Annotated in this window: 6 protein-coding genes; 2 read left to right on the top strand and 4 right to left on the bottom strand. The window is 42.9% G+C overall.

Annotation, left to right across the window (positions count from 1 at the left end; genetic code table 11):
• The first annotated feature begins 188 nt into the window (after nucleotides 1-188).
• Nucleotides 189-353, top strand: a complete 165-nt coding sequence (locus V7L05_RS00825; RefSeq protein WP_335160894.1) for a hypothetical protein — start codon at nucleotides 189-191, stop codon at nucleotides 351-353.
• 786 nt (nucleotides 354-1,139) lie between these two features.
• On the opposite strand, the gene V7L05_RS00820 is transcribed toward V7L05_RS00825, so the two are convergent.
• From V7L05_RS00820 to leuS, 3 genes are all read right to left on the bottom strand, one after another.
• Nucleotides 1,140-1,481 carry a DUF5615 family PIN-like protein gene (locus V7L05_RS00820; protein WP_335160892.1) on the bottom strand — a complete coding sequence of 114 codons (342 nt, stop codon included), beginning with the start codon at nucleotides 1,479-1,481 and terminating at the stop codon, nucleotides 1,140-1,142.
• 3 nt (nucleotides 1,482-1,484) lie between these two features.
• The gene (locus V7L05_RS00815) at nucleotides 1,485-1,811 is read right to left on the bottom strand and encodes a DUF433 domain-containing protein (protein WP_335160890.1); all 327 of its coding nucleotides are present in this window, start codon (nucleotides 1,809-1,811) and stop codon (nucleotides 1,485-1,487) included.
• 375 nt (nucleotides 1,812-2,186) lie between these two features.
• Nucleotides 2,187-4,832: a leucine--tRNA ligase gene (gene leuS, locus V7L05_RS00810; RefSeq protein WP_335160888.1), complete on the bottom strand. Its 2,646-nt coding sequence runs from the start codon at nucleotides 4,830-4,832 to the stop codon at nucleotides 2,187-2,189.
• Between the two features lie 1,894 nt (nucleotides 4,833-6,726).
• On the opposite strand from leuS, the gene hetF reads away from it, so the two are divergent.
• Nucleotides 6,727-9,219 (top strand): cell division protein HetF, encoded by a 2,493-nt coding sequence (gene hetF, locus V7L05_RS00805; RefSeq protein WP_335160886.1) that lies wholly within the window; start codon nucleotides 6,727-6,729, stop codon nucleotides 9,217-9,219.
• 128 nt (nucleotides 9,220-9,347) lie between these two features.
• Here the strand turns inward: hetF and V7L05_RS00800 are convergent, their stop codons facing one another.
• Nucleotides 9,348-11,975 carry a COR domain-containing protein gene (locus V7L05_RS00800; RefSeq protein ID WP_335160884.1) on the bottom strand — a complete coding sequence of 876 codons (2,628 nt, stop codon included), beginning with the start codon at nucleotides 11,973-11,975 and terminating at the stop codon, nucleotides 9,348-9,350.
• Between the last annotated feature and the right edge of the window lie 65 nt (nucleotides 11,976-12,040).

Raw genomic sequence — 12,040 nt, 5'->3', positions numbered from 1 at the left:
AAAAAATAATTAAAACTAAAATGCCTGATAAATCAGGCGGATAGCTTTCATCCCCCGGCTAAAAGCCGGAGGTTCTCAGCATAGGTACGATAGAAGATACCCAACCTAAAGTTTTCAATCTGTTTGGGTCGAAGATTTATGATTGGGTTGCCATTCTCTAAAGAATACCTCCATCCATTGAGGGGGTGATGATTTATTTCAGTCAAAATCGCTTCGATGCTAATATCCAAGACTTCTCTGGCTTACTAGATGGCGATTCTCTACTGATGGTTTACGGTGGATTTGCCGCCGAAGTTGAGATATTTATGCTACTAATTGCTGCACATTGTGAAACTACACTCAGAGGTAGGTGATGCCCACGGCGGGCTACGCCTACGCTAATAAACTATAAGTTTTTATACTATACTTACAAAATTGCTACAATCGTGCTTAGTTTTGTTAGTTACCATTCACGATGAGTCGTTTTTAACTAGTGTTCAGTTCATAAACTGTCACTCACCAGATCCCCGGTATTCTTGCAAAAGAGATATTCTTAGTTAGTGCAAGGAGTGATACCATTTCACCAGATGTTTGTCACAAGTTATCCCGGCAATGCTCTCTCCTAAGGGAGTGTTGCAGATTTCAAATGTTACATCAAACGAGTGAGTTGGTATAAGCTTTTACGGGAAAGCGCTTGAGTGAGCAAAACCTCAAGCGCTTTTTCGTGTATAAATAAAATAGTTCTACTCTCTGGACGATCATACAGATGTTTTTAAATACACATATACCAGAGAAGGGAACTACTTTTATAACACTTGTTGCAACATATACTTGATGGCTATAAATCTCAGCCTATATAAATATCTCTACCCTCAGAGATATTGACAATATTCTTACCCACCAAACTTAATTCTGAGCATTACCTGCGCGGAGTAATCTCCGTAGGATTTGCATATTACTCTCAGTTTCCTGTCCCTGCTTCTTCGACTACTGCACCGAACCTCTACTTCTCCAGCGCGTTGGTGGACGTTATCGCTTCATCCACAGGTTACTCCAAGAACATTTTGCAGCAATGCCCTTGGAAAAATAGCCTACATAGCTTTTGAACATAAATTACACTCACTTAATATCTCAAGCTTGCGCGTTCCATCAAAAGCTCTTTAAGTGACTGGACGTAGCACACGAATTAGTTTTCCTTGCAACGGTTCTTCTGCTGTCACAGCCTCATCTATCCGTGCTGCAAACTGTTCCCAATTACGATTGTTCGTGCAAACAATAATACCGAAGTGGTTAGAATCACGACGATGCAAACGGATAAAATCAACTCTGTTGATAGTTAATATTGAGCGTTCTTGACTTATGGCAAATGCTAGTACTTCCTCATCAGGTATACCTTGGTCTGCATTTTCTGCTTGTTGAACTATCAAAACATCATGCCCCAAAGCGCGTAATAATTCCACAACTGGAAACGGAAACTGCTCATCTGCGTAAAACCGTGCCATCGACTAGGCTACCTGATTACGCTCAATTGCCAATTCGATTTCATCGGGATGAGCTTCTGCATATACCCAAGCATTAGCTAAATCTGTAGCTGTAATAGTTGGATAGCTCATCAAAAGGTCAGCATCACTATATCCAAGACGGCGAGCTTCCACAAGTACCCAGACGGGAATACGAGTTTTAGCGATGCGAGCCTCTCCACCACAGACTCTAGGAGTTTTCTCAACTCCTTGCCAATTGTTGCCGAGACTTTGAGCAAGTAACTGTATAGCCTGCAATTTTTCACCAGGACTGAGGGCAAGAAGTTGTTGTTCTAACTCTTTGAGTGTCACGGATGTAAATCCTCTGATGTTTTGTCAGGCTACATTGACAATTTTATCGATTACTAAGTACAACATTTCATTAATTCATAGCAAATTCTCTGCGTCCCTCCGCGCTTCCTTTTGCGTTTAAATTTCAACCCTCAATTCGCCACGATTTTACGCAAAGCTATACTTAGTACAGCATTTCATTTATTCGTAGCGAATTAAATTTGGTAATACCCGACAATGCTAATGCATCGGCTTGTATTGTTAATGCATCGGCTTACATTGTTAATGCGTCGGGTTGCATTGTTAATGCGTCGGGTTGCATTGTTAATGCGTCGGGTTGCATTGTTAATGCATCGGCTTGCATTAAAAACGCTACGCTTTTACGCAAAGCTATACTTAGCTGACTACAAAATTCACCAACTTTCCAGGCACCACAATTACCTTTTTAATCTCTTTGCCTTCGATGTAACGTTGAGCAATTTCTGATTCACGGGCGTATTTCTCCAACGCTGCTTTATCTGCTTGTGCTGGTACTTGAATCGCGCCGCGAGTTTTACCCATAACTTGAATCACTAAAGTGATTTCATCAGCTACCAAAGCAACAGGGTCAAATGATGGCCAAGTTTGAGTGTGAACTGAATCACTTTCACCCAATAAATGCCATAATTCATCAGCAATGTGTGGTGCAAAGGGTGCTAGTAACACCACTAAAGTCCGAATACCTTCTGCATAAATTGGTGAATTTTTACCGTCAGCATCAGTTAGGGCGTTACTCAACTTCATCAATTCGGAAATAGCTGTGTTGAATTGATATTCGTCTTCCACGTCTTCTGTCACCGCTTGAATAGCCGTGTGAATCGCCCGTCGCAATTCTTTTTCTGTTTTAGTTAAATCAGATTGGGCTTTCTTACGAGATACCCCAGCCGCAACATAATCTGTCACCAAACGCCAAACCCGATTTAGAAAGCGGAATTGTCCTTCGACATCGGCTTCATCCCATTCCAGGTCTTTTTCTGGCGGCGCTTTGAACAAAATGAACATCCGCGCTGTGTCTATACCGTATTTGGAAATTACATCTTCTGGCGCTACACCGTTGCCTTTTGATTTAGACATGGTGGCGTAGAGACGTTGCAATGGTTCACCTGTATCGGGGTCACGGGGGTCGGCTGAATTTACTAAATTAGAAGGAATCCATTTATCTTTACCGCCCTTGTTGGGATTTAGGTAAGTTAAACCCTGTACCATACCTTGAGTTAACAGGCGTTGAAAGGGTTCATCAAAGTTCAGTAACCCTCTGTCCCGCAACACCTTAGTAAAGAACCGCGAATACAACAAATGTAAAATCGCGTGTTCAATGCCACCCACATACTGATTAACTGGCATCCAGTCATTGATTTTACTGGAATCGAAAACCTGTTGTTCATTTTTAGCGTCAGGGAAGCGCAAGAAATACCACGAGGAATCAATAAAAGTATCCATCGTATCGGTTTCTCGCTTCGCCGGAGTGCCACAAGTTGGACAAGACACATTTACCCAGCTTTCTAACTGAGTTAAAGGTGAGCCGCCACGTCCAGTAAATTCCACCTCTTCCGGCAACTGTACTGGCAAATCTTTATCAGGAACTGGCACTATCCCACAGTTGGGACAGTGAATTACAGGTATCGGTGCGCCCCAGTAACGCTGCCGCGAAATTAACCAATCCCGCAAGCGATATTGCACCCGCACTTTACCAAAACCTTGTTTTTCGGCGTATTCAATTATTGCTTGTTTGGCATCTGTGGAAGCCATACCAGTAAAAGCCCCAGAATTAATTAAAATTCCTGGTTCAGTGTATGCCTGGTTATATTCAATTTGGATGAGTTGTGTAACTTCATCTATCTCTGATGTTGGAGTTAAGTCAAAATCTGCAACATCATCTGGGGAAGCGATGACAAAATCAACTGGCAAATCGTAATTTTTAGCAAACTTAAAATCCCGGACATCGTGTGCTGGTACACCCATCACTGCCCCAGTACCATATTCGTATAGTACATAGTCAGCAATCCAAATCGGCACTTCTTCGCGTGTAAACGGGTTAATTGCCACCCCACCTGTGGAGATACCGCGCTTAGGTTTGTCTTCAGAAGTACGTTCCAACTCACTTTGATTGGAAACTTCTTTAATAAAGGTTTCTACTGCTGCTTGTTGTTCTTTTGTGGTGACGCGCTTTGTTAAGGGATGTTCTGGTGCTAACACTAGGTAGCTGACACCATAAACGGTATCTGGACGTGTGGTGTATACGCCGATTTTCTCATCTATCCCAGCGATCGCAAATTCTAAGTAAGCGCCTGTGGATTTACCAATCCAGTTTGCCTGCATCAGCTTCACACGTTCCGGCCAACCTGTCAACTTATTCAAGTCATTGAGCAATTCTTCGGCGTAGTCGGTAATTTTGAAAAACCACTGCCGCAACAATTTGCGCTCAACTATTGCCCCACTGCGCCAAGAACGTCCTTCGTTATCAACTTGCTCATTTGCCAGTACAGTTTGGTCAATGGGGTCCCAGTTTACAGCTGCTTCTTTTTGGTAAGCTAACCCCGCTTGCAAAAACTGCAAGAAAATCCATTGTGTCCATTTGTAATAATCAGGTGAACAGGTAGCAAGTTCGCATTCCCAATCGATGGATAAACCAAGACGCTGCAATTGCTGCCGCATCTGGGCAATATTTTGATAAGTCCACTTTGCTGGAGGTACACCACGGTCAATGGCGGCGTTTTCTGCTGGCAAACCAAAGGCATCCCAACCCATTGGGTGTATTACCCGATACCCTTGCATTCGCTTGAGGCGGGCAATCACATCTGTAATCGTATAATTACGGACGTGACCCATATGTAGGCTGCCCGATGGATAAGGGAACATGGATAAAGCGTAAAATTTTGGCTTGTTGCTAGCTGTAGGTGTCTTATCTAAGCCAAGTTCTACCCATGTTTTTTGCCATTTTTCCTCAATCGCTGCTGGGTTATATCGAGAATCAACAGAATGACCTATTTCCAATGCTTTCATGCCTGTTACACTTTACTTCTACTAAATTTCTAGTATTTGTACTTATTAGTACATTTAAACTACTATGTTCAGGAATTATCTGTCTAGTAATTTTCTAATTTGATTTCTAAAATCAATTTACTATCTCTCTTTATCCTCTATTTTATATCCCGAAAGTTCTTAGACTAATACTCTAAGAACCTTGACTATATACTCGCTGTGAAATATAGACATAAAAAAAGTTAGTTTTGTCAACAGTCATTAAGCAATAAATCAACTGGAACATCAAGTATTAAATTTAGCCTAGTACTGAATTTTGAGAACAAGGGTAAACGATTAAATATGACGCGTAGGCATCGCTGACTTAAAAAGTGTGCTTCTAACCCCGATGGTTGAAAATTTTTTAAGCACTATTGCTTATTGACAAAAAATAGTTTGTAATCTTAACTTGTCATCAATGTTCTGAACCTGAGAACGAGAAATATGATGTAGTCGGCGAGGAAGCTCTGATCTGAGGTTGAGAGCAGGATTGCTGGCAGACAAAGAATTAAAGGTCAAAATATAGAAAAAAAATTAAGAATGTGATTAAATATCATAACAATCATTTTGAAGTGGCATCTCTAGCTCACAATAAAAAGAAAGGGATTCAGAGATTGAGTGAGCAATGCTCTATCCTGGCAACAGGAGGATACTCAAGGTCTACCAGCAGTAGCAAGAATAGTAGTGGTGCATTCCAGTTATCTAGGCGATGTCTAACAACAAGCCACTACGCATCTACGCATAAAAAAACCCCCAGTGGCTGTTAGCCAACCAGGGGAGCTAGTTATCAGGGTGCATCTACCAATTAAATGTTCTCAGGTTGAACACCATAATCCGGATAAATTTGTACAATCGTCAGTTATTTTTTTAAATAAAAAACCCCAGTGGGTGTTAGCCAACCAGGGGAGTGAGTTATCAGGGTGCATCTACCAATTAAATGTTCTCAGGCAAATGGGTAGCTACCGGATAAACTAGCAAAGGTTGAAGTTGTTATTGTTTATCAGAGAAAAACCCCAGAGGGGTTAGTTATCAGGACAGACCTACCAATCAAATGACCGGTGCGTTGCCTTAACAAATTGGTGTGTCAGAGATGATTACTGCTTTCGGACTTATGCACAAGAAATCCCCCAAACCCCTGAAAAAGGGAACTCTAAGAGCGAACTTTTCAGGGGAGCCAGTGCCTTGCTGTTAGTGTAGCGGTAGCAAGATAGGAACGCGCAGGGTAGGAACTACTGAAAGGGTTCCCCGACTCTTAAAGCCTGCTAGCAAGAGCGTCTTTGAACACCAGAAGCAACTGGCGTGGACTTATTCAGATATAGATTTCAGGTTTTCAGTGCGTAAGCGTTGTAGTTATTGAGTAATAAAAAACCCCCCAGTGGGTGTTAGCCAACCAGGGGAGCTAGTTATCAGGGTGCATCTACCAATTAAATGTTCTAGGTTTAACCACCATGCTCCGGATAAATTTATTAGAAAATTGATTGTCGTCGTGTGTCAAAGAAAACAAGAGTGGATATTAACTGAATTAGGGGAGTTAAAGATCAAGGTACATCCATCTACTAATCAAGTATTCTAGGGTTAAGCACTATTTTCTGGTAGAGAATATCTGCGTCAGAAGTTGCTGTTGTTTGCCAAAATTGAAAAAAACCCCCAGTCGGTGTTAGCCAACTAGGGGAGTTGAAGATCAAGGTGCATCTACCAATTAAGTGTTCTAGTCTTAAGTAATCCGATCCGGATAAAGTTGTAAAGGCAGAAAAAGCAAAACAACTAGAATCAGAAACATTCAGGGGTGGGATGCATCTAATTATCAGAGGGAGCGAAAAATCGACTTGAAACTTTCGCGTTTCCAACCAGATTTAGGAGGCGGACAGGAGAAACTGTGACCCAGGAATTCCACATTTCGGTAACTCCTGTAGGGCAAAATGACTACTTGGTGCGGACGGAACAAGTCGCGCCTGGGGTGCCGTTGGCAGAAGAATTGGTGACTTGGCCTGTAGCTGATTGGTTGTTGGCTGCTGGGCATTTGATGAATGACCCGTTGAAGTCGGTGTTGCAGGGAGATATATTCGCTTCTGGCGGGAATGAAAGCGATATCGCCAGAAACTCTGTTAATTTGGTGGCGTTGGGTCAACAATTTTATAATGCCCTATTTCAAGGCACTCTCAGAGATAGTTGGATTACTGCCCAAGGTATTGCCCAGAACCACCAACAAGTACTGCGCTTACGGTTGGGGTTAAAAGATACTAGGTTAGCTCGTCTGCCTTGGGAAGTGATGCACGCAGGCGATCGCCCTCTGGCTACTGGGCCTTATGTCGCTTTTTCTCGCTTCCAAAGTGGAATTTTGGGGGCTTCCCCAATGCGATCACGAAATATGCCCACACCACGAGAAGAAGGTGGTGTAAAAGTATTGATGGTAATTGCTTCTCCCTCCGATCAAGTCCGTCTTGATTTACTCAAACAGGAAGCGATCAAACTGCAAGCAGAACTTCACCGTGTACCACGACTTGCTGAAGGTAGCAATCGGTTCCCAGAAATTGAACTCACTGTCTTAGACCAACCAGGACGGGAAGAACTGACGCAAGCTTTAGAACAAGGCAGATACCACGTTCTACACTACTCTGGTCATAGTAACTTCGGCTCTAATGGCGGAGAAATTTATCTTGCTAGTCGCAGAACTGGCTTAACGGAAATCTTGACTGGAGACGATCTGGCAGGTTTGCTCGTCAACAATAACATCCAAATGGCAGTGTTTAACTCCTGCTTGGGGGCGTACACAGCTGCGTCTGATGCCTCTTCTGATACTGGTGAACGGAACTTGGCAGAAAGTCTGGTGAAGCGCGGAATTAGAAGCGTTTTGGCGATGTCAGAACGGATTCCTGATGAAGTGGCGTTGACGCTCACACAATTGTTTTATCGTAACTTGAGTCAGGGATATCCAGTAGATTTGTGTGTAAGTCGGGTGCGCCAAGGATTAATTTCTGCCTATGGTTCTCACCAGATGTACTGGGCATTACCGATTTTATATCTCCAGCCAGAATTTGACGGTTTCTTGAGCCAGGAAGCTGAGTTATCTGAAAGTGCGGAGTTGCTGAACCAGTATAATTCGCCTTTAGGGGCAACTTCGACGATGTACTCTGGTATGGCAGATGATTCCGAGATGCCTTTAGGAATGGAGGAAATGATTCCTTCTGGTTTGGCGCGTGACTCTTCTGGGTTGGACTGGCTAGGTGAGGATACTTGGGGCGATCTCGTTGATGAAATTGAGTATGATGACCCAAGCTATGAAGAAGATTCTGCTCTAGTTTCAGATTTGTTTCGTCAGCTAGATAACCAAAAAGCTCCAACTGAACTGGATCAACAAATTCACGAAAATAGTCTTCAGCAAAGGCAGGTTTCAGAGGAAATAACTTCTCTGCAAAAGGAAGCAGATTTGTGGGGACAAACCCCAGCACCACCACCTCAAGCTGCTGGGAACTTGGCAGGAAATTGGCAAAATTCTGATTTTTCGCCGCCGCAGGCATCGCTACCAGCCTCACCAAGACCTCGTACCCGTCGCCGCAAGCTGTGGCCGATTGTGGGTATTGTCGGAATCAGTGCGATCGTATCTGCGATCGGTTTAAATTGGTGGTGGCAAAATCGACACCAAGTAACTCTGCCTAATATCCCAGTAATTCCCACTCAGTCTCTACCGATTCAAAAGCAGCAAAATATCGACTTACAGACAGCACTAACTGGAATTGTCGCCGCCACCGCTACGGAAAAATTGAGCCAGGGCGACTTGCAAGGTGGGTTGTTAGCTGTAGAAGAACTACTTAATCGTGGCGTACTGCCTGCGGCTGATACTGCCCTGAAACTGATTCCAAATAAACAAGCTGATCAGCCATCTGTGAACTTTTACAAGGGACGATTAGCTTGGCAATCTATCCAAATTGGAGACAATAACTATAGCATCGATGATGCCCGCCGTTACTGGGAAAGTGCTGCAAAAGCTAAACCAGAATCGCTTTTGTATAATAATGCTTTGGGATTTGCCTATTACACAGAAGGCAATCTAAATCGAGCCAATGATTCTTGGTTCAAGGCTTTGAATTTAGCTCTCAAAGAACAGAAGACAGACTCAACATCTACAGTACCTCAAGATGCTTTAACTTCCTATGCTGGTTTAGCTCTTGGACTGTATAAATCTGCACTTAGTCAACCTAATGGTAAGCAGACACAATATTTAAATGAAGCGATCAAGTTGCGGCAATTGGTTCTCAAGTCTGATCCAGTAAATTTCCAGGTAGATAAATTAGCTAAAAATTGGCTGTGGACAGAGAAGGCGATTGAAGATTGGCGATCGCTCCTTCAGGAAAAAGGTGAAGAACAGTAATATGTTGCGTGGTGCGATCGCTTGTGACTCTGAATGAAAACAGAAATTTACCATTCAAGTTTCTAGTAAAACAAGCTAGTATTTAAGCGGTGAATTTTCCTTTTCAGTCTGATTAAATTACCACATACTCAACCGTCTATGAAGCCCTTGATGGCTGCTATGACAATGCTGACAGCAGGATGATCAACTGCTTTTTCCAGAGCTTCTGATCCTGCTTCCTTCAGGGCATTGACAATTCGAGCTTTCAATTTTGGCTTTCGTTCTATTTCCTCTACTGCTTTGACGCCAACAATCGCAGTATTAGAATATTCCTGTGAAAGTTGATCTAAAAGTTCTTTAATATCTTTTGCAGCTTGTGCCAAGTTTTGCGAGTTGTTGATTTGAGTGCCAATTTTATCACGCATGACTTTATCACCACCAACGTTATCCCCAGAGCCGTATTGATTTACTGTTGACATCGAATTATTTTCCTTTTGACGAGTTTGATTTTGTTCTTGAACTTGATTTAGGTTGAAATATATATTAGATGGTATTTGCGGAGATTGAGGAGGATTCACTTCAACCCCTAACTGCTCTACAAACAACCTCTGTTTCCCCCTATCTATCACATTATCAATTAAGCTCAAAACCTCAACCATTTGATAGATTTTTTGACATTGAATGCGTTCTTGCTTATCGGCTACAAACTGTCGCAATATCTCAAAGGAGTAAAAGTGTGGTTCTTGGCTATCTTTGCAGGTGTGGCAATTACAGCGGATTAACTTGTTGTACTTCAGTCGCTTGTAGAAGGCATGAATTTTATCAAGTTCATGTGTAACTATGGTCATCCAATCTCTTTGGTAACGACCTGAAACTCGAATCCTAATCTCCCGCTTGCCGTAATATTCAATCACCTCTGCCTTCGTCTGGTCTGTGTAGAGAACGACACCGCTTTTCCAGACACATTGTTGTTGATTAATCAACTCATGCATGGCGACGATGAACTGGGTGATGATGCCTTTGGGCATGAACTCGTAAGTGTAACGCAGAATCAGGTTGTCGGTTTCATCCCAGTTATAGGAGGGTTGATTAGCAGATAGCAGTTGTGGGGCAATATACTTTCCTTGGCTTCTAGGAATTTCATAGCACAGCTTGAAGTTGATCATCAGGCGCAATAGTTCATCATGCATCGCGGCGTATTCATCTTCACACCAGATGTTTGCCAAGTCAGACCGTGTGAAACTGCCCAGATTACGAATCACCTTTTCATTATCCAGTACTTTGTAGACTGCATCAGTTCCCCACTTGGGTTTGAGGATGACGGTCTTGTTCAAAAGTGGGTCTTCCTGGAAGTGCAAGCATACTCCCAAATCGTGCAGATAGCTGCTCAACTGCAACTTGTCATTTCTTTGAGTGAACCCATTTTGTTGGCAGATGTTCAGGTATTCATCCAAGCCGATGTAATTGCGTGCTTCACTCTCCAAAGCTTCCCGGACTCTAACCCAGGTTTTTGGGAGCGGACTGCCAATATGGGATAGGTTTTTAATGTAATGCTTGATTTTTTCTAAAACTTGTTCTAAACCTCTGTTGTCAGCAAGGTTTGTTGGTAAAGTCTCCTTCAAATTAGTAAACTGCCCCCGTAACTGGGGTTCATTAATTTCCCTGTGGCGATTTTGCTTCTCATTTTTGATAATTAGCAGCGGACTGTTATCGCTCAACAGTTCTACAACATTCAACCAGTAATAAAAATCTGTGTCTTCCTTGCGGGTATCTGCCACTAAAGCATAGAGGGAACGCTTGGTGAGGAAAAATTGGTGAGTAGCATGGTAAATCTCTTGCCCCCCAAAGTCCCAAATATTGACTCGAAATTCTCGCCCATTTTCCATTGTGAAAGCCCACTGGATAACCTCAATTCCCTTCGTAGAGTTTTCCTCTCGGAGTTGATAATTTTGGTCTTCAATTTTCTTAGCCAGTGTTGTCTTCCCTGCTCCTCCTTCGCCAACTATTAGTAACTTTGCTTCACACAGATAATCTGTACCTTCTGCTTGCAGTTGTCGAAAATAATCCTTAATCGCCTTAATACCTTTTGCAACAATTTCTGGTGGTGGCTTGTCGATGGGGTTCCCGCTTAAATACAGGGAAGTGAGTTGTTGCAGATCAGCGATCGCTTCTGGCAGTGTCGTTAATTGGTTGCCCCTTAAATCCAGGGAAGTGAGTTGTTGCAGATCAGCGATCGCTTCTGGCAGTGTCGTTAATTGGTTGTAGCTTAAATCCAGGAAAGTGAGTTGTTGCAGGCGGGCGATCGCTTCTGGCAGTGTCGTTAATTGGTTGTCGCTTAAATTCAGGGAAGTGAGTTGTTGCAGGCGGGCGATCGCTTCTGGCAGTGTCGTTAATTTGTTGACGCTTAAATTCAGGGAAGTGAGTTGTTGCAGGCGGGCGATCGCTTCTGGCAGTGTCGTTAATTTGTTGAAGCTTAAATCCAGGGAAGTGAGTTGTTGCAGGCAGGTGATGGCTTCTGGCAGCGTTGTAATTTGGTTGAAGCTTAAATTCAGCGATGTGAGATTTTGCAGGTGTGCGAGTGCTTCTGGCAGCGTTGTAATTTGGTTGCCGCTTAAATTCAACACTTCCAACCATTCTAGGTCAAACACTTTAGCAGGAATCTCTGTTAATTTATTCTTGTCATTAGTGTTCCCAAAACGGCTTAAATCTAATTCTTTAAGCCGTTTCTTGTTCGCTTCTCGGATTTTTTCAAGGAAACGTTGAGGCGTATTTGCCATACTGAGGTTCACCTGTCAACGAAAGTTATATGTAATGCTCCTGGTTCGCTGGACAATCTCGCAAC

This window comes from Nostoc sp. (assembly GCF_036917755.1).
Classification (GTDB): domain Bacteria; phylum Cyanobacteriota; class Cyanobacteriia; order Cyanobacteriales; family Nostocaceae; genus Nostoc.
This window is presented reverse-complemented; position numbering and strand designations above follow the sequence as displayed.

What these genes read in the sequence shown, in the direction of transcription:
- V7L05_RS00825 (WP_335160894.1), top strand. Translation starts at nt 189, where the DNA reads ATGATTTATTTCAGTCAAAATCGCTTCGATGCTAATATCCAAGACTTC.
- V7L05_RS00820 (WP_335160892.1), bottom strand. Translation starts at nt 1,481, where the DNA reads ATGGCACGGTTTTACGCAGATGAGCAGTTTCCGTTTCCAGTTGTGGAA.
- leuS (WP_335160888.1), bottom strand. Translation starts at nt 4,832, where the DNA reads ATGAAAGCATTGGAAATAGGTCATTCTGTTGATTCTCGATATAACCCA.
- V7L05_RS00800 (WP_335160884.1), bottom strand. Translation starts at nt 11,975, where the DNA reads ATGGCAAATACGCCTCAACGTTTCCTTGAAAAAATCCGAGAAGCGAAC.